Annotated in this window: 16 protein-coding genes and 1 tRNA gene; 11 read left to right on the forward strand and 6 right to left on the reverse strand. The window is 63.8% G+C overall.

Going from position 1 to position 19,295, the window contains the following annotated elements; translation table 11 throughout:
* Positions 1-61: 61 nt before the first annotated feature.
* A complete protein-coding gene (locus NP511_RS14665) occupies positions 62-1,675 on the forward strand; it encodes a S8 family serine peptidase (protein ID WP_049966084.1) in 1,614 nt (537 codons plus the stop codon).
* Positions 1,676-1,705: 30 nt separating this feature from the next.
* Here NP511_RS14665 and NP511_RS14670 read toward each other — a convergent pair whose 3' ends face one another.
* The 4 genes from NP511_RS14670 to NP511_RS14685 all read right to left on the reverse strand — a co-directional run bounded on the left by NP511_RS14670 (position 1,706) and on the right by NP511_RS14685 (position 6,521).
* Positions 1,706-2,050 (reverse strand): 2Fe-2S iron-sulfur cluster-binding protein, encoded by a 345-nt coding sequence (locus tag NP511_RS14670; protein ID WP_006651035.1) that lies wholly within the window; start codon positions 2,048-2,050, stop codon positions 1,706-1,708.
* 239 nt (positions 2,051-2,289) lie between these two features.
* On the reverse strand, positions 2,290-4,770 hold the full coding sequence (locus NP511_RS14675) for a cbb3-type cytochrome c oxidase subunit I (RefSeq protein ID WP_006651036.1): 2,481 nt from the start codon (positions 4,768-4,770) through the stop codon (positions 2,290-2,292).
* On the reverse strand, positions 4,770-5,753 hold the full coding sequence (gene coxB / locus NP511_RS14680) for a cytochrome c oxidase subunit II (protein WP_049966085.1): 984 nt from the start codon (positions 5,751-5,753) through the stop codon (positions 4,770-4,772). The genes NP511_RS14675 and coxB overlap by 1 nt, the downstream gene beginning before the upstream one ends.
* Before the next feature lie 327 nt (positions 5,754-6,080).
* The gene (locus NP511_RS14685) at positions 6,081-6,521 is read right to left on the reverse strand and encodes a DUF7975 family protein (protein ID WP_049966086.1); all 441 of its coding nucleotides are present in this window, start codon (positions 6,519-6,521) and stop codon (positions 6,081-6,083) included.
* Positions 6,522-6,580: 59 nt separating this feature from the next.
* Between NP511_RS14685 and NP511_RS14690 the strand changes: the two genes are divergently transcribed.
* Positions 6,581-7,216: an adenylate kinase gene (locus NP511_RS14690; RefSeq protein WP_049966087.1), complete on the forward strand. Its 636-nt coding sequence runs from the start codon at positions 6,581-6,583 to the stop codon at positions 7,214-7,216.
* 43 nt (positions 7,217-7,259) lie between these two features.
* Here the strand turns inward: NP511_RS14690 and NP511_RS14695 are convergent, their stop codons facing one another.
* The gene (locus tag NP511_RS14695; protein ID WP_049966088.1) at positions 7,260-8,681 is read right to left on the reverse strand and encodes a DUF7289 family protein; all 1,422 of its coding nucleotides are present in this window, start codon (positions 8,679-8,681) and stop codon (positions 7,260-7,262) included.
* A gap of 294 nt (positions 8,682-8,975) precedes the next feature.
* Here NP511_RS14695 and NP511_RS14700 point away from each other — a divergent pair, with 294 nt between their 5' ends.
* From NP511_RS14700 to NP511_RS14725, 6 genes are all read left to right on the forward strand, one after another.
* Positions 8,976-9,914: a DUF106 domain-containing protein gene (locus tag NP511_RS14700; RefSeq protein ID WP_006651041.1), complete on the forward strand. Its 939-nt coding sequence runs from the start codon at positions 8,976-8,978 to the stop codon at positions 9,912-9,914.
* A 101-nt stretch (positions 9,915-10,015) separates the two neighbouring features.
* Positions 10,016-10,594 carry a (d)CMP kinase gene (gene cmk / locus NP511_RS14705; protein ID WP_006179983.1) on the forward strand — a complete coding sequence of 193 codons (579 nt, stop codon included), beginning with the start codon at positions 10,016-10,018 and terminating at the stop codon, positions 10,592-10,594.
* Positions 10,591-11,499, forward strand: a complete 909-nt coding sequence (locus NP511_RS14710; RefSeq protein ID WP_049966089.1) for an RNA-guided pseudouridylation complex pseudouridine synthase subunit Cbf5 — start codon at positions 10,591-10,593, stop codon at positions 11,497-11,499. The genes cmk and NP511_RS14710 overlap by 4 nt, the downstream gene beginning before the upstream one ends.
* Before the next feature lie 73 nt (positions 11,500-11,572).
* Positions 11,573-11,643, forward strand: a tRNA-Pro gene (locus NP511_RS14715).
* Positions 11,644-12,247: 604 nt separating this feature from the next.
* Complete coding sequence (locus NP511_RS14720; RefSeq protein ID WP_049966090.1) at positions 12,248-12,619, forward strand: hypothetical protein; 372 nt, start codon at positions 12,248-12,250, stop codon at positions 12,617-12,619.
* Between the two features lie 356 nt (positions 12,620-12,975).
* The gene (locus NP511_RS14725) at positions 12,976-13,251 is read left to right on the forward strand and encodes a HalOD1 output domain-containing protein (protein WP_049966091.1); all 276 of its coding nucleotides are present in this window, start codon (positions 12,976-12,978) and stop codon (positions 13,249-13,251) included.
* Between the two features lie 60 nt (positions 13,252-13,311).
* On the opposite strand, the gene NP511_RS14730 is transcribed toward NP511_RS14725, so the two are convergent.
* Positions 13,312-14,664, reverse strand: a complete 1,353-nt coding sequence (locus NP511_RS14730) for a zinc metalloprotease (protein ID WP_049966092.1) — start codon at positions 14,662-14,664, stop codon at positions 13,312-13,314.
* 166 nt (positions 14,665-14,830) lie between these two features.
* Between NP511_RS14730 and NP511_RS14735 the strand changes: the two genes are divergently transcribed.
* The 3 genes from NP511_RS14735 (at position 14,831) to NP511_RS14745 (ending at position 19,273) form a co-directional block, all read left to right on the forward strand.
* Entirely contained in the window at positions 14,831-17,653 is a 2,823-nt protein-coding gene (locus tag NP511_RS14735; protein ID WP_049966093.1) for an ATP-dependent helicase, read from the forward strand.
* 213 nt (positions 17,654-17,866) lie between these two features.
* Complete coding sequence (locus NP511_RS14740) at positions 17,867-18,721, forward strand: alpha/beta fold hydrolase (protein ID WP_049966094.1); 855 nt, start codon at positions 17,867-17,869, stop codon at positions 18,719-18,721.
* A gap of 30 nt (positions 18,722-18,751) precedes the next feature.
* Entirely contained in the window at positions 18,752-19,273 is a 522-nt protein-coding gene (locus NP511_RS14745) for an Lrp/AsnC family transcriptional regulator (RefSeq protein ID WP_049966095.1), read from the forward strand.
* The last annotated feature ends 22 nt before the right edge of the window (positions 19,274-19,295 follow it).

Below are 19,295 nucleotides of genomic sequence, written 5' to 3' on the forward strand. Positions count from 1 at the left end.
GTTTGCCGACCAGTTCGGTCTCCAGAATCTCTTTCCCCGCTGATTACACAGTACCGGTCACATGGTCGCTGGCTTCCCTCGCCCGGACGCCCTCGGAACCCTCGTCATCGTCTTCCTTCTACTCGTCTCCCTCAGCACCCCGTTTGCCCTCGGGGTGGCCGGATCCGCCGACCCCGGAACGGCCGCTGCGGACGACTCGATCGTCATCGACGACGAGTTGCCGACCGACGGCCCCACCGTCGAGGTCGTCGTCAGGCTCACCGAGCCGACTGTTCCCGACGGTGTAAGCGACGCCGAGGCCGAACGACGGCTCGAGGCCCACGCCGAGGCAACCCAGGATCCCCTGCTCGAGTACGCCGACGACAGACGGGGGTTGGCCGTCGAAGAGCGCTTCTGGCTGACCAACGCCGTGGTCCTCGAGGTCGACACCGAACGGGTAGCGTACGAGACCTTCGACCGGTTCGACGCGGTCGAGGCGGTTCATGAGAACATCGTGGTCTCGGTCCCCGAACCCCCGGCACGCGCGAACGCGACGACATCGAGCCCGACCGCGGCGACGGCGTCGGCTGCGCACGAGTCGCGAACGACGAACGGAATCGCGCAGGTGAACGCACCCGCTGTCTGGGACGAGTACGACGCCCGCGGCGAGGGCGTCCGCGTCGCAGTGCTGGACACCGGCGTCGACCCGGACCACCCCGATATCGACCTCGCGACCGAGGATCCGTCGGATCCGACCTTTCCCGGCGGCTGGGCGGAGTTCGACGCGACTGGGCAGCGGGTCGAGTCGGTGCCACACGACACCGGCGTCCACGGGACTCACGTCAGCGGGACGGTCGCCGGCGGGGCCGCGAGCGGGACCGCCATCGGCGTGGCCCCCGACGCCGAGTTGCTTCACGGACTCGTCCTGAACGAGACGAGCGGGACCTTCGCCCAGATCGTCGCCGGGATGGAGTGGGCCGTCGAGCGAGACGCCGACGTTCTCAGCATGAGTTTCGGGGCGACCGGCCGATACGCTCAGCTGATCGATCCGGTCCGAAACGCGCGGGCGAGCGGCGTCGTAGTCGTCGGCGCGGTCGGAAACGAGGGGCCAGACACCTCGGGGAGCCCGGGCAACGTCTACGAAACGCTCACCGTCGGCGCGGTCGATTCGACCGGGACCGTCCCGCCGTTCTCGGGCGGTGAACACATCGCCCGCGAGGAGTGGGTCGGATCCTCGGTTGACTGGACGGCCCCGTCGTCGTACACCGTCCCCGACGTCGTCGCACCCGGTGTCGCCGTCACGAGCGCCACTCCTGGCGGCGGGTACGAGTCGCTTCCGGGAACGTCCATGGCAACGCCACACGTCTCCGGGACGGCCGCCCTGTTGCTATCGATCGCACCCGACGCGACGCCGACGGAGATCGAAGCCGCGCTCACCCGGACCGCTCGAGTGCCCGCTGACGCCGACAGCGAGACGATCGCGACTCGCTACGGCGCGGGCATCGTCGACGCCAGCGCTGCCGCGGACACGATCGCACCCGTTCGCGGAACGAGCCGCCCGACCACCGACGGCTCGAGCGATACCGAACTCGGTGGCGACTCGTTCTCGACTGTGGCCGTCATCGCGAGCGTCGCGTTGCTCGCGGTCTGTCTCGGCCTCGTCGTTCTGGTTCGGTATCGACCGGGCGACCAGTAATCGCGGCGGCTGTCGGTCGACGACACGCAGTCAGGACTCCGACGAAGGCCGACGCGGGAGGAGCTGCCCCCACACGTGCTTGTCGAGACAGCGGACCGTCAGCGGCTCCTCGACCGTGAGACAACAGGAGAGCCGCGGATAGCCGAACCGGACCGCCGCAGCGTCGTGCCAGTGGGTCGGTTCCGGTGCGGGGTCGACCTCGACAGTGCAGGTCGAACACAGACCCCGTCCTCCGCAGTTGGCAACCCGTGATACCGTTCCGTAAACGGGGAACCCGTGTTCGAGCAGCGCATCCCGAAGGATCGTGCCGGACGCTACTTCGATGACGCGTTCGCTCTCGTCGGTGATCACGGTTACCGGAATGGCCTCGCTCATACTCGCAGTACGGGCCCGGGGTACGTGGTGCTATAGTAGCCACTGAAACGATTTACACACTGATCGCGACGCAGTCGTGCGATCAGGTGTGCAATGACTTTCAGTGGCTACTATAGTGGTGGCGGGAGCTACTTGCCAATCGGTACCGGCGACAGGAAGCATCGAGACTGCACGATTGCCCGTAAGCGTTCGAACGCAAAATCACGACCGCACGGCGAAAGCCCGCGTCGGCGCGGGCCTTACATCAGGTAGAACAGCGGGAACAGGAAGACCCAGACGATGTCGACGAAGTGCCAGTAGAGTCCGAAGGACTCGACGGGCGCGTGGTCCTCAAGGTAGGCATCGACCGAGAGGACACGGTAGATCATGAACAGCGCGACCAGAACCCCGAGGATGACGTGCAGGGCGTGGAGCCCGGTCGTCACGAAGTACAACGAGTACTCGATCCCGCTGAACCAGTAGTGACCGTCAGCGAACTTGCTGCTGTACTCGAAGGCCTTGACGCCCATGAACACGAGGGCAAGCAGGACCGTCGCGCTCAGCGCACCGAGCAGTCCCTTCTTGTTCTCGCGCTCGGCCATCACGTGTGCGAGGATGACCGTGAAACTCGAGGTCAGCAGGACGTAGGTGTTGAACAGGCCGGCCTCGGTGATGGCATCGAGATGCCATGCGTCCCAGCCCATGTGGATGCGCATGAAGAGATACGCTCCGATGGCGGCACCGAAGACGACGACGTCCGAGGCCAGGAAGACCCAGACGCCCATCTTCTGGTTGCTGACGCCGCCAAAGGGCCACCGTTCGGCGACCGCCATCTCGGGTGCGTCGAACTGTTCGCGGCCGAACTGGAACAGCGAGACCCCGAGCATCACCACTCCGAGAACCATGAGGGCCGGATAGATGATGTTCTGTGCGGGTGCCGAATCGAGCGTCACGAAGTTACCGACCTCGCTGTGGATATGCGACTCGACGAACGAGAAGACGTACGGCGTGATACCGCTGAGTCCGAGGAAGAACGTAAACGTCGCGACACCGATACCGAGCGGCCAGATACTGGCGTGGTCGGCGTGTTCCTCCTCGTGGCTCGTCGCTGCACTGGTCGCTTCCTGTGCGACGCCGCCGTCGGTCGCGGTCGCAGTGTCGTCGACGAACTCGAGGCGGCCGCTGGCGTAGCTGGGGCGGTCGGTCCAGTTCTCGAGCGGTGGTGGTGATGGGATCGCCCACTCTGCGGTCCGGGAGTAGGTCCACGGGTTATCGGGCGCGTCGGGGCCGGAGATCAGGCTCTTCCCGAGCGTGTAGAACATGATCAGGAACGAAGCCCCGAACACGAACGCCCCGACGGTCGCCAGCTGGTGGTAGAGCTGTGCGCCCTCGCCGTAGTGGAAGACGCGACGCGGCGTCTCCCAGGCCATGAACATCGGGAAGTACAGCAGGTTGAACCCGATGAAATAGACGGCGAAGTTGAGCTTTCCGAGCCGTTCGGAGTACATCTTCCCGGAGATCTTGGGCCACCAGTAGTAGATGCCGCCCATCAGTGCCGTGACGCCCGAGACCATCACGTAGTGGAAGTGAGCGACGACCCAGTAGGTGCCACGGAACTCGTAGTCCAGCACGACGGCGCCGAGGAACACGCCCGTGATACCACCAAGGATGAACAACACGAGCGCGCCAAGCGAGAACAGGAACGGCGTCGTAAAGCGGACCCGCCCCTTGACCATCGTGTAGATCAGCGCGAAGACCATCAGGTCGAAGGGTAACGAGATCCCGATCGTCGTCGCCATGAACAGGGTCTTGATCGGGAGGTTGATCGTCGACAGGAACATGTGGTGCATCCAGACGAGGAACGACTGCACGGCCACGAGGACCATCGCGATGATGACCCACTTCCGGCCGACGAGTCGTCGTCCGGTAAACGTCTGGAACGTCTCGAACATGATCCCCAGAGCCGGGAAGAAGACGATATACACCTCCGGATGGCCGAAGAACCAGAAGATATGCGCCCACAGCAGGCTCGAGCCCTGATCAGTCGCGAAGTACTGCGTGAGGAACAGCCGATCGACCGAAAGCAGTAGCACGGCTGCCAGCAGCGCTGCGAACGCAAACAGCATCATCCAAGCGGTCAGCAGCCACGACCACGAGAACATCGGCATGTTCCATAGACCGAGTCCTTCCGCACGGGATCGGTGCATCGTAGTCAGGAAGTTCACCGTCCCTATCGTGATGGAGATACAGAACAAGACCAAGCCAAGGACCATTGCGTTACCGCCGGTCATCGCCTCCATCGCCGGGGTATAGGTCGGCACGTTCAGCGGGGCATACATCGTCCAGCCGCCGGAGAACGAGCCACCCTGGAAGAACGAAATCCCCATCAGAATGCCAGAGAACAGGTAAAACCAGTAGCTCAGCGCATTCAGTCGGGGGAACGCGAGGTCCTTCGCACCGATTTGGAGCGGCACGAAGTAGTTAGCGAAGCCGCTTGCGATCGGCGAGAGGAACCAGAAGACCATGATGAGTCCGTGTCCGGAAACGGCCTGGTAGTACTGGTCGTTCGTCAGCAGTCCGGTGCCGCCGGTCTTCCACAGGTGTGCGCGAAACAGCAGCGCAAGGAGGCCACCGAACAGCAGGAAGAACATCGCCGTCGTCAGATAGAGGATACCGACGTCTTTGTGGTTGGTCGTGACCAGCCACCGCTTGATCGACCGTTTCGGCGGAAGGTCACCCATCAGTTCTCACCTCCGTCGTTCGCTTCGCTTGCATTGCTTTCACTCTCGTTCATCTCGAGCGTGTAGCTCTCGTCGACCGGACCAGTCATGTCGAACTGGTCTTCAACCGTCTCGAACTGCCCGTTGGTCGACTCGATCGTCACGTTGTATTGGCCGGCCTGTTCGATGTCGGTGATCTCGATCGTGCCGTTGTCGAACTCCTCGGCCGTGAAGCTGCGGTCCTCGATGGAGTCGTTCTCCTGATGCTCGAGGGTCAGCTCGTAGCCCTCGGTGACTCGGGATTCGTTTCCATCGACCATGGTGAACTGCATCGTCAGCTGGTTGTCCATCCACTGGTCGTACTCGTCTTCAGACATCACATTGAGCGTCCCGACCATCGAGGTGTGGTACTCGCCACAGAGTTCGAAACACTCGATCTCGGATTTGCCGGGTTCATCGGCCTGGAACCACGTCTTGTCGTATTCGCCGGGGATCGCGTCGGCTTTCACCCGTTGATCGGGTATGCCGAAGTTGTGCCAGACGTCACCCGACGTTACCTGCAACCAGACACGGTCTCCCGCGGGCACTCGCAACGTTCCACTTGCCTCGATCCCGTTCTCGTACTCGTAGAACCAGGCGAAGCCTTCTCCGGTAACTTCGACCTCGGTGGTTTCCTGCACCTCGTCAGGCCCTTCGACGTACAGGAGCATCCCGTACGTCCAGATCACCAGCGAAATGACGATGACGGCGCTGATGCCGAACGAGAGAAACAGTTTCTTGCCGCCCTTTCCGCCCGTCGGTAACTCCCCGACCGATGGCAGATCTTCGTCGTCGCCCGCAGGCTCGCCGGTGTCGCGGTACTTGTACGCGTTGTACAAAGTGTACGCGACCACGACGATGCCGACGAGCGTCCCGAGTCCGAGGAATACCAGGAAGATATTCTCGAACACGTCGACGCGGGTCCGCTGCATCGGTGCGATGAGTGCGCTGTAGAGTGTGTTCATCTCTTTTGAATGCCGGTTATATGTCGGAGGATGATTGCTGAGGGCACTTATCTATTTGGAAACCGCCCGACTGATACGGTCTGGCGGTCGCAACGTCCGACCCCTGTTTCGGGCGACGACACGACCACCAACTGTCTCGATTCATCACTGTGGGGTTGGGCCCGATACCCTTCTTTCTATCGCCGATAGACCACCATCGTGTCTTGCTGGGCACATGTTACTCTTCGACATGTGGCTTTTGGCGAACTTGTTCGCTTCCAGTGCCGGAGGGGACGCGAAACGGAGCCGATCAAACCGGGATGCGGCAGCTTCAGTTCTCGCCCGCGCTTATATTTCGACCACCCAGACCCGAACCGTCGACGGCAGCTCGTACACCTCGAGGAAGACGTCATCGAGAAACTGTGCGATCCGGTTCGGATCCGCTTTCGCGCTGATCCGAACATTGACTCCCTCGGCCTCCTCGGGACGGTGGAGATCGTCGATCTTGAACGCGGGGAACGCCTCGAGGCGGGACTTTACCGACTCGAGTTCCGCGTCGGTACAGTCGAGGTTGATCGTCCCGTCACCGAACTGAATCCAGGGGACGCCCGGATCGGTGGTCGCCTCGTCGGTCGTGGTGTCTTCCGCTCCCGATCCAGCGTTGGCCTCGAGTTCGCTCTCGTCGACCTCGAAGGTACAAAACGCGCTGTTTCGCTCACGATGAGCGGTGATGGCGTCGACGTACAGTTTCCGGCGCTCGGCGGGTTCGGCGGCGTCGAAGCGGGTCATACACCGACGGACGTGCCCGATTCTTTAAGACTTTATGTGACGCCCGTAAACGGTGTCGTATGGCACAGCCACGAATCCTGATCCTCGGTGCGCCCGGGGCAGGGAAGGGCACCCAGAGTGCAAAGATCACCGAGGAGTTCGGCGTCGATCACATCACGACCGGCGACGCGCTGCGATCGAACAAGGAGATGGACATCTCCGACATGGACACCGAGTACGACACGCCCGGCGAATACATGGACCAGGGCGAACTCGTCCCCGACGATGTCGTCAACGCGATCGTCGACGAAGCACTCAGCCAGGCCGACGGCTTCGTCCTCGACGGCTACCCGCGGAACATAGAGCAGGCCGAGGAACTCGAGGACATGACCGACCTCGACGTCGTCCTCTATCTCGAGGTCGGCGAGGAGGAACTCGTCCACCGGCTGACCGGCCGGCGACTCGACCCCGAGACGGGCGACATCTACCACGTCGAGTACAACCCGCCGGAAGACCCCGAGGTCGAGGCTCGCCTCGAGCAGCGCGACGACGACACAGAGGAGACGGTCCGCGAGCGGCTGTCGGTCTTCCACGAGAACACGGAGCCGGTCATCGAGTACTACGACGAGCAGGGCGACTTAGAGCGGATCGACGGCGAGCAGGCCCCCGACGCGGTCTGGGACGAAGTCAAGGCGACGATCGAAGACGCGGCGTAGACGGTTTCGCTCGGTTCGTTCGTCGCCGTCGTCCGGACGGCGACTAGGTGTTTTCTACTTCGATCGTGTGTTTGGCGATGTTGAGATACGAGAGTTTCGGGGGTAAAACGTACCCTTCGGGAGATATCTCGGGACTGAACGTCTCGAGCGATGGGTCGTACATCCCCTCCGGCGCGTTACTTTGAATATGGGCCGATGAGACGACGATCGAACCGTCCATGTCGCCGTTCGACTGAATCACGAGCTGTCCTTCCTTGTTGATGTAGTCGTTCGTCTCGTCGAACGTTCCGTCCCCCGGTGCGTACATGACCCCCTCGAAGTACGCCTTCCCGGTCCCGATGGCCATGTGGGTCTCCGACGTTCCGTACACTTGCAGTTGCTCCGAATCGACCTCGCCGCTCGTACACGGAGCGACACACATCTCGCCGTTCCCGCCGTCGACGTGCATCCCGTCTTTCACATAGACCTGAAGGGCGTGATCCGTGCCGGGTTGGTCCCAGTTTTCGACGGTTAAGCTACCGCCGTCTACGATGAGTTCCTCCTCGACTACGAGCGTCGCGTTACCGTCCTCAAGATCGAACGTCAATTCGTCACTGATCCTAGCGCTTTCGGCGTAGTAGGTGCCGCTTGTCGCCGTATCCCCGACGTCGCTCAGATCCGTAACGCTATCGTTGTCTTTCATCTCCGAGACCATCCGGCTGATTATCGGGTCGAGCGCCGGTGGGGTCTCTCTATCTTTTTCGACTATATCGACATCCTCCGTGTCTCCCGACACGTTTCCGGCAACGATCCCCTCCTCGAAGGTTCCTTCCGCAATGTCCAATCTGCCGAGTTCGACGCGAAGGGTATCCTGTTCGCCCTCACTACAGGTTTCCTGTACCGCTTTGCCGTTGATCTGGTTGGTCTCCTCCTCGAAGTACGTCTGCCAACCGACACAGTACTCGCTGGTGATGTTGACCCGTATCGGACTCTCTTCGATATAGGTCGAATTCGCATACTCCGTGTTATCAGTCTGATCGAACTGAACGTCGCCCGAACTGAGCGTCGTCTCCTCGTCGAGTTCTACCACCGGGAACGAGAACGTGTGGGTACGCTGGTCGTACTTGAGGGGCGGTTCGGAGACGACTTGCGTCTCCGACCCGGTTTCGCGGAAGACGCCGCCAGCCTGATAAGCGAGTCGGGTCCCGTCGTCGCCTTCGTACTCGATCGCGCCGACGCGGATCGACTCGTTGACCCCGTTGCCCGTGATGTTAATGTGGGCAGTATTGGTCTTGACGATCGCTCCTTTCTCACCCGCGTCGAATGTCATCGATCGTGATGTGTCACCATCAGCGGCGACGGTCGCCATTTGCTGGCTCATCTCCACGAACGACTGCTCGATGCGTTCGGTTTCGGCCCGCTGTTCCGTGCTGGTCATAACGTCCCCGGCGACGAGCAGAATGCCGATGCTGATCGTTGCGACCATTCCGATCAGCAATACAAGCGCGAGTATCGCGCTCTGTCCCCGCTGTGACGGAGCGGCCGGTCCGTCAGCTCTTCGGAAGCCCATTTATACACTCTACCCGTTTGGGAAACCTTATGATAAAACGTTCGACCGATCAAACTGTTTATCTCGGTCCGAACTCGACGAATGGAGTTGCCGAGACGTTGAGAGTGTCCCGTCGTCGGTATGGCTCACCGATCGGCCGATTGCCAGTCCGTCCTCGCGGGAGTACCGAAGAAAAACACTTGTATAGCCGACGTGCCCTAGCCCAAGCAGATGACGCGTACAGCCGAAAAGATCGACGCCCTCGTCCGCGAGGATTCCTCGATGGCGGCGGCCCTCGAGGCCATCCGCGAGGAAGCCGACAGGAACGGTGGCGAGGTTCAATGGGCCGACGTCAGCGACGACCTGACGAGCGGACAGTGGGGGCGATTGATCGAAAAAGGCGTTCTAGTCGACGGCGACGACGGGTTCGAAATCGCCGACCGCGAGGCCTTCGACCGGGCGCTCGACGGCGATGGCGACGGCGGGGGCGCGGCCGCCGACATCGAGATCGACGAGGAACAATCGAGCTGGTCACAGTGGGACAAACTCGCCGGCGTCGGCGCATTGCTGTTGATGCCCGGCTACTGGTTCGACTCGATCCGCAACGTCGTCGGGAGTACGCTCGACCTCGCGCTCGGACCCCTCGACGCGGCGTTGCCGTTTTACGCCGTGATCCTCTCGGTTGCACTGATCACCGGCCTCTACTCCTCGCTGCTCCAGGCGAACCTGATGAACCCCGAGATCATGGCGAAATATCAGGAACGGATGAAAGCCGTTCAGGAAGAGCAGAAGGACCTCCGACAGGAGAAAAAGGAGGCCGAGGAACGCGGCGCGAGCGAGGCCGAGATCGAACGCCTCGAGAACGAGATCGAACGCGCACGCGAAGAGCAGATGGAAGCCATGGCCGACAACCTCGGCATGTTCAAAGAGCAGTTCCGGCCGATGGTCTGGATCATGCTCTTTACGATCCCGATGTTCCTGTGGATGTACTGGAAGATGTACGGCGGGATCAGCAGCGAGATAGTCGTTATCCCGCTCGCCGGCGAGGTCTCGTGGGGCGACCGCTTGCAGGGATTCATCCCAGTGTGGCTCTTCTGGTACTTCCTGTGTTCGATGGCCTGCAATCAGCTTATCCGGAAAGCACTGGACATCAACATGTCCCCGTCGTAGCCCGGCCGCACCGCGCTTCGGATCGAACGCCCACCGTCGTCGGAATTCCGCCGACAGCGGAGACGAAAAGTCTCATTAGTGCCACCCTCCCCAGATAAGGTATGTTACTCACCGTCTCCGGCCCGCCGGGTAGCGGGAAGAGTACGACCGCGGAGTTGCTCGCCGACGCCTTCGATCTCGACCACGTCAGCGGCGGCGACATCTTCCGTGAACTCGCCGACGAGCGGGGGTATACCCCACTCGAGTTCAACAAACTCGCCGAGGAAAACGACGAGATCGATCGCGACCTCGACCGGCGACTGCGAGAGATCGCCGTCGAGGAGGACGATCTGGTCCTCGAGTCGCGACTCGCCGGCTGGCTGGCCGGCGACCAGGCCGACTTCCGGTTCTGGCTCGACGCACCGGCACGAGTCCGCGGCGAACGTATCGCCGAGCGCGAGGAGAAGGACCCGGCCCGGGCAACCGAGGAGACGAAGGCCCGCGAGGCCAGCGAGGCCCAGCGCTATCAGGAGTACTACGGCATCGATATCCGGGACCTGACGATCTACGATCTATCGGTGAACACGGCCCGCTGGGAGCCCGAGGCGGTCCTCGATATGCTCGTCACCGCCGTCGAACGCTACGCGGCCAACGGCGACGAGGGGAAAGCACGCGTCGAACTCGAGAACGGCTTCGAATGAGCCTCCGTGGCCCACCGGCGGAGCGATCACCCGCCGAGTTACTCACCTTCGGCGTCGTCAATCTCGATAAGCCGCCCGGTCCGTCCTCGCATCAGGTCAGCGGGTGGCTTCGCGACGCGGTCGCGGAGACGCTCGCCGATCGCGGGGCAGCGGCGACGATCGATCGCGCCGCCCACGCGGGGACGCTCGATCCCAAAGTAACCGGCTGCTTGCCGGTCATGCTCGGCGATGCGACCCGCCTCGCACAGGTGTTTCTCGAGGGGGCAAAGGAGTACACTGCCGTCCTCGAGTGCCACGCGCCGGTGCCGGCCGACGCGGAATCAGTCGTCGCCGAGTTCGAGGGGCCGATCTATCAGAAGCCGCCGCGGAAAAGCGCCGTTGCGCGTCGCCTGCGCGTGCGCGAGATCTACGACCTCGAGATCCTCAAGGCCGAGGAGCGCCGGCTCCTGTTGCGGATCCGCTGTGAGAGCGGTACCTACGTCCGCAAGCTGTGTCACGATCTGGGGCTGGCGCTTGGCACCGGCGGGCACATGGGCCACCTGCGTCGGACCGCCACCGATCCGTTCGACGATCGGACGCTGCATTCGGCCCACGACTTCCTCGATGCGCTGGCATTCTGGGTCGAAGACGACGATCCCGAGCCGCTGTTCGACGTCGTCGACCCCGCCGAACGCATCCTCGAGGGAATCCCCAGCGTCGTCGTCGCGGAGTCGGCCGCCCGCGAGATCGCACATGGTGCGCCGGTCTACGGCCCCGGCGTCATCGAGGCCGACGACGGGATCGAGCAGGGGTCGCTGGTCGCCTGTTACACGCCCGACGACGCAGCGGTCTGTCTGGGCGAACTGGTCGCGAGCCCGGACGCCGACGAGGGCGTCGTCGTCGACCTCGAGCGAGTACTCGTCTAGAGGTACGAAACCGGGTACCGCACCGCCTTCGAAACGACACCCTTAAGCGGCAGACGGCCATCGGTTCACGTGCGGGACCGTGGGGTAGTGGTATCCTCTGCGGATGGGGTCCGTAGGACCCGAGTTCAATTCTCGGCGGTCCCACTTTTGCGACGCAAAATTGGATGACGCCGTGTCCTGTTGTGGCACCTCGGTTGTTCCACTCGAAAGATTCCACGTGTTCAACTCTTCGCGGCTCGTTCCTTCGACTATTCATACAGCTGTGTGGCTTCAAGCCCGTGCTGTAAGCACTCCAGTGGCCTTTGATTATCACGTCTGAAAACGGCCGCACCGTATCGCTCGGCCGGACCGGGACCACTATCTGGTACCTATATGGGGCTTCCACCGATGGGATACACTCGCAGCCGTCACGGGCGGTCTCGACCGACAGCGCTCGAGCAGGGGTTCGACCGCGATTGCTCGAGGCCGACACGGATTCGAGCAGGAGGACCGTCCGGGGGCTGCGGGGTGGTGGAAAATGGGGGACGCGACGATCGACCGGGGGGAACAGGTGACGACAGCGGCTGGTGGGTGCCAACGGCGGCCGACGCCGTACCGCGCTACCGACACCGTCGCAGCCCGACGCGAGCCGGGGTGGGCTTGCGGGCCATGCGACGACTCGATCCAGGGGTGGGTCGATGACTAGCGGCGACAGTCCATCACGACGGGCGGACGACCGGGGGTAAGCCCGGTCGTCTCGACCGTTCTCATGGTTGCGGTCGTCATCGTCTTGGCGGCCGCCATCGGGACGTCTTTCCTCGGCTTCGGCGACCTGCTCGAGAGCGGTGCCCGCGCCTCGATCGAAACGGCGGTCGCGCCCGGCATCGACGACGGCTCGGTGACGGGAGTCGTCCTCGATATCGGCTCGAGCGACCGCGTTGAGATCACGGCCGAAACCAGCGGTGACGACATCACCGACGGCGCGACGACGGACTCGGCGATCGAACGGACCGTCACGGAAAGCGGCGAGCGGCTCACCGTCGAAGAGGGGCCCACGGGGGATACTACGATCGAATTCACCGGTGTCGCGTACACGTCGCGCTCGGAGTCGATCGTCCTCGAGCGGGAGATCACGATCTGAGCGGCGACGACCTCTCGAACCGCTGACCGAGCCGACCGAAAAAATACAACTGCGACGCCCGGAAGCGTGACCGAACGGCCGTCGTGACGCCCAAGAGACGGCCGCTCGACGGTGGGTGGAATGCCTCTGACAGCCCACTGGTGCCGGGCGGCCGTGACACCAGCTCCGCTGGGCTATATACGTGTAAGGAGAACGGGTATAAACGTATTTGGGATTTCTACCTCCGGTGATGCGTTCGGATACAATCGCTCGAGTGGGCCACTACTGACACAAATATGATGTATGTCTGACGTGCGTCTGCCGTGCGTCAGCAAAGGATCGAGGGGCTTATTTACATCGTCGTTGGTCGCTGACATATGCCCACGACGGTTCCGACCAGCATTCGGGTTGTACAGGGGGTGGCGGCACGCGAAGGCGTCGATCCGATCGATCTCGAGCCGCCGTTGCACGCGGTCGTCGATACCGATGCGCTGGACGCGCTGTATCGGCCGGTCGGCGACGGGTCGCGGACGCCCGTCGCCGTCGAGTTCTCCTATCGCGGTCACCGGATCCATATCGACGATTCGGGCGAGATAGATCTCTCCGCGGACGTCTCGGCCGCGGGATCGACGCCGAGCGAAAACGAGAACTGATCCGGGACGGGACGGTTCGCGGCGTCGATCCGGCCGGGAGGGCCCGCTCGGCCGTGGCAACTACTCCGCCGTCACGGCCGTCGTATCCGGCGTGAACAGGGACTCGGCCAGATAGCCCCAGTCGTCGAAGTCCCGGTAGCCGCCGCCGGTGGAGAAGCCGTAGTAGTCACTCGGAGCGTTGTAGTTCATCACGCTCGGGTACTGTGCGAAGGCGTACTGATCGGAGTCGATTCCCTCGAAGTCCCCGTCGGTGAGACCGAGCGAGTGGCCGAGTTCGTGCATCGCCGTCGAACCGGTCTCGTGGCGTTCGGGCTGATCCTCGACCATCATGGTCCCCAGCGTCGCCTTCCCGATGACGTTCGTCGTCGCCGTCCCGCCCGCGACGTCGTCGACGATCACCAGGTAGTGATACCCCGCGCCCGAGCCGTCGAAGTACTGGGACCGATACCGCGTCAGGTCGTCGACGTCCGTCTCGCGTTCCCAGGGGACCGTCTCGTCGAAAACGAGATGGAGGTCCGCACCCGTCGATCCGTCCGGGTTGTCGAGCGGGGCGTCCGCGAACCGGTCGACGATCCGATCGGCTTCTGCCTCCGAGAGGTCGGTTCCCTCCATGGTGTCTATCTCGACGTAGACATCCGTCCGAAGCGGATCCGCGTCGGGGAGACGGTCCCCTCGGTGGATCTCCGTCCCGTCCTCGAGGCCGTCGCCGTCCGTGTCGGCTGCCGTCGGATCCGTATCGTACTCGTCGACCTCGGCGCCGTCGTCCAACCCGTCGCTGTCCGTATCGGCCGCAGTCGGATCGGTCCCGTGCAAGTGCCGCTCCATGCCGTCCTCGAGCCCGTCGCCGTCCGTATCCGGAGCGGTCGGGTCGGTGCCGTACTCACGGCGTTCCGCGGCGTCGTTCAGCCGGTCGTCGTCCGTGTCGCTGTCGTGGGGGTCCGTGCCAGCCTCGACCTCGAGGCCGTCCGTGAGGCCGTCGTCGTCCGTATCCGCGACCGTGGGATCGGTCTCGTACTCGCCGACCTCGACACTGTCGTCCAGCCCGTCGCCGTCCGTATCGGCCGCGGTGGGGTCGGTCCCGTACTCGTCGAGTTCCGCGTCGTCGTCGAGGCCGTCGCCGTCCGTGTCGGTCGCCGTCGGATCGGTCCCGTACTCGTTCACCTCAGTGCCGTCCTCGAGCCCGTCGCCGTCGGTATCGACCGCAGTCGGATCCGTTCCCAACCGGCTCTCCACGTCGTCGTCGAGGCCGTCACCGTCGGTGTCGGCCTCGAGCGGTGCGGTCCCGTCCCGGACCTCTGCGACGACCGACCGCCCGTCGCCGTCGAGGTCGACGACCGTCGTTCCCGCCACGACCCCCGCGGTGAGCAGGCCGATGACGAGAACGAAGGCGGTCAGGGCTCGCGACGATAGCATTTCCTGACAGTCACGAACGAGGGGATATCTGTGTTGTGGCTCCCCCGTGACTGTCATCGGCCGTCGGCCCCCCGGCGCGACTGCCGTCGGCGCGGTCCCCGCCAGCGATTTCACTTTCACTGCGCCGTCCAAACCCTCTTACACGCCGCCCCCTGAGACGACGAGCATGGACGGGAACGACGGCCTCGAGTTGCCGGTTGCCGACGCCGAGTTGCCCTTCGATCCCGACACCACGACGATCGCCGACCGCGACGTCTTCGACTCGCTCGAGCCCGCCGTCCAAGAGTGGTGGATCGAGGAGTTCGGCGAGTTCGTCCCCGAGAACGGCGGCTTCTTCACGCCGCCACAGCGGGGCGCGATCCCGAACGTCCACGCGGGGACGAACACGTTGATCTGTGCGCCGACGGGGTCGGGCAAGACCCTCGCGTCGTTTACCGCGATCATCGACGAACTCTACCGGCGCGACCGCGAGTCGTCCGACGTCGACGGACGAAGTCCGTCTGCTCGGGAGACGGCGTCTCCCGGTGGCCTCGAGAACTCGGTCTACTGTCTCTACGTCTCGCCGCTCAAATCGCTGGCCAACGACATCCACCGCAACCTGACGGTGCCCCTCGAGGGGATCGAATCCGTCGTCGACCGACGCGACGGCGAGGGGATGGGCGAGATCCGCCACGCCATCCGTCACGGCGACACCGACGACAGCGAGCGCCAGAAGATGCTCGAGGAGACGCCCCACATCCTCAACACGACCCCCGAGACGCTCGCGATCCTGCTCGACTCGCCGAAGTTCCGCGAGAAGCTCCGCACCGTCGAGTACGTCATCGTCGACGAGATTCACTCGCTGGCCGCGGGGAAGCGCGGCACCCACCTCTCGGTCAGCCTCGAGCGCCTCGAGTCGATGGCCCATGGCGAGATCACCCGGATCGGCTGCTCGGCGACGATCGAACCGCTCGAGGAGGTCGCGGAGTTTTTGGTCGGCTGCCGGGAGCCCGGTGGGTCCGCCCGCGACTACGAGATCGTCGACGCCCGCTTCGCCCGCGAGTTCGACATCGAACTCGAGTGTCCGACCGACGACCTGATCAACACGCCCCGCGAGGTCGTCCAGGACCGGTTCTACCGGATGCTCCACGATCATATACAGGCCCACACGAACACGCTCGTGTTCACCAACACCCGCTCGGGGGCCGAGCGGGTCCTGCACAACCTCCGGGAGCGGTTCGACGCCTACGACGAGGGAAACTCCGGCTGTCATCACGGCAGCCTCTCGAAGGAGGTCCGACAGGACATCGAGGGCCGCCTGAAGTCGGGCGACCTCGACGTCGTCACCTCCTCGACCAGCCTCGAGCTGGGGATCGACATGCCCCACGTCGACCTCGTGGTCCAGGTCGGCTCGCCCAAATCGGTCGCCGCCCTGCTCCAGCGGGTCGGCCGGGCTGGCCACCGGGTCGGCCAGACCGTCACCGGCCGCGTCATCGCGCTCGACCGGGACGAACTCCTCGAGTGTGCGGTCATGCTCAAAAAGGCCGAGGAGGGGTTCGTCGACTCGGTGTCGATCCCCGAGAACGCCCAGGACGTGGCCGCCCAGCACGTCTACGGGATGGCCATCGCCGAGATCCGCCCCGAGTCCGAACTGAAGGCGACGCTCCGGCGGGCGTATCCATACCGGAACTACGCCGAGGCGGAGTACGAGTCGCTCATGCGCTATCTCACGGCCGACTACGCCGGGCTGGAGGAGAAGAACGTCTACGCGAAGGTCTGGCGCGACGAGAACGACCCGCCCGACGGCCAACACCACCACGAGGAGTATCCGGTCGGTCAGCGACTGATCGGCAAGCGCGGCCGCCTCGCGCGGGTCATCTATATGACCAACATCGGGACCATCCCCGACTCGTTTACCTGTGATGTCTACACGCGCGCGAGCGACGAGTGGGTCGGCCAACTCGACGAGAACTACCTCGACACTCTCGAGAAAGGCGACGTCTTCGTCCTCGGGGGCGACCACTTCGAGTTTCGCTACCGCAGAGGCTCGAAAGTCTACGTCGACCGGACGAGCGCGCGCCCGACCGTCCCCTCGTGGTACTCCGAACGCCTGCCGCTGTCGTACGATCTCGGCCGCGAGATCCTGACGTTTCAGGGAGACCTCCTCGAGCGCTACGCGGCCGGCGGGCCGCCGCGGGTCCGCGCGTGGCTCCGGGAGTTCCCGCTCGACGACGACAGCGTGCGCGCGATCGCTCGCCTGTTCGACCACCAGTGTCGATACGCCGGTCCCGAGAGCGTCAGCACGCCCGACCGCCTCGCCGTCGAAGTCGTCCGCGACCGGGAGGAGTACGAGCGCCACTACTACGTCCACTCGGCGTACGGCCGGAAGGTCAACGACGGCTTCTCCCGGCTGCTGGCCTATCGCTGCGCCCAGGAGGCGACGGCCAACGTCCGCGTCGCCGTCGCGGACAACGGCTTCGTCCTCTCGATGCCGCTCAACCGGAAGGTCGACCTCGAGGGGATCCTCGCCGACCTCAAGGCCGACCAGGTCCGGGACGATCTCCGGGCCTCGCTGTCGGGGACCGACCTGCTCCAGCGGTACTTCCGGATCAACGCGACCCGCGCGCTGATGATCCTCAAACGCTACAAGGGCTACGAGAAGTCGGCGAGCGAACAGCAGGTCTCCAGCGAGATGCTGCTTGGCTTCGCCGAGGATCTCGAGGACTTTGCGGTAATCGAGGAGACCTACCGCGAGATCCTCGAGGACAAACTCAACGTCGACGAAATCGAGGCCATCGTCGCCGCCATCGACGCGGGCGGGATCGAACTCACCCGGCAGCCGCTTGACTCGCCGACGCCGCGAGCCTTCGGGCTGGCCACGCTATCGGCAAGCGACGTCGTCCTCGCCGAGGACGAGAGCGCGGCCCTCCAGTCGTTCCACGAGCGGGTCCTCGAGGAGATCGGCGAGGAGTCGCTGGCGGGGATTACCACCGGATCGGACGAGGAGTAGCGATCCGCCCGGACGGTCGATGGAACCGCGTCCCCGCCGTCGTTCGGCGACCGAGTTAACAGCGGTAGTCTGCTCCCAAACTGACTTTATCTTGGAAACTGAATTGGTGGCATGTCACCAATGATAATGCGAGTATCTGCCATACGAGACGGCGCTGGGAGTACTGAGCCGGTCCGCGACCCCAACCGAACGGCGACACCGGGTGATCGGTAGATGGTCGACCACGAGACCTGGGCCGACGAACAGTCGGCCACAACCGTCTCGGTCGACGACCACGACCTCGAGATCGCCTACCACGAGGCCGGTCCCGCCGACGCCGACGAACCGCCGGTCGTCTTCGTCCACGGTATCCCGACCTGGTCGTATCTCTGGCGTGACGTCGTCCCGCCGGTCGCCGAGGACCGCCGGACGATCGCGCTCGATATGGCCGGCTACGGCAACTCCGCGATGCGCGACGGCTTCGACCGCTCGATCCGCGCCCAGGAGGGCGTCCTCGAGGCCTTGATCGACGATCTCGGTCTCGAGAAGATCGCGCTGGTCGCCCACGACATCGGCGGCGGCGTTGCGCTGCGCTTCGCCGCGCACAACCCCGGGATCGTCGATCAGCTCGTCCTCTCGAACGCCGTCTGCTATGACTCCTGGCCCGTCGAGTTCGTCTCGAATCTGGGCCTGCCCGCGACCGCCGACATCGACCGCGATGAACTCGAGGGCCGCCTCGACGCGGCGTTCGTCGAGGGGGCCTACGGCGAGGCCGACTCCGAGTTCGTTGCGGGCATGAAAGCGCCGTGGCTGACCGACGAGGGCCACCTGTCGCTGGTCCGCAACGCCGTTGCAACGAACACGAACCACACGACCGAGATCGACTACGGGGCGATCGACGCCGAGACGCTGTTGCTGTGGGGCGAAGATGACGTGATGCAGCCCTACAGCTACGCCGAGCGACTGGCCGGTGACATCGACGACGCCGAACTCGCGCCGCTGTCGGCGGCCTACCACTGGGTCCCCGAGGACCGATCGGATGCGTACGCCGAGCGGCTCCGCGAGTTCCTCGCGGGAGCGGAACCATAAAATCATGCCCGCAACGAAACTCACGGTAACATGAGCGGCGACCCACCGAACTGGGAGTTCAAGGACCGCGATATCGCGATCCTGAGTGAACTCTCGGCAGATCCGCAGTTGTCCTCGCGCGAACTGACACAGGTACTGGAATCGGAGTACGATATCGACGTCTCTCACGTCACCGTCAGCGAGTCGATCCGGCGGATGCGCGACGAGGGCGTCTTTCGCGAGGCGATCATCCCCAACGAGGAGTACTATATTTTTGCGCTGTTCGAGTTCAAGTTCAATCCCGAACACTTCGACGAGTACTGGCGCGACGCGATGGAGTACATCAAGCAGGACAAACACACCCTGTTTTTCTTCCTCTCGGACGGGGAGTACCAGTGGAAGACGATCATGATGTTCCGCGACCGACAGGAGGTGTCCCAGTGGATCCACGACTGCTACTCCGAACACGGCGCAGTCATCGCCAACATTCGTAACTCGGCGATCCACAACGTCCTCAAGTTCCAGACCGATCCGCGGATCTACGAGGAACTGGGCGAGGATCGTAGCGACTGATATTCGCTTTCACAGCGACGGT

Origin of the sequence: Natrinema thermotolerans, from assembly GCF_031165565.1 — an archaeon.
Lineage (GTDB): Archaea > Halobacteriota > Halobacteria > Halobacteriales > Natrialbaceae > Natrinema > Natrinema thermotolerans.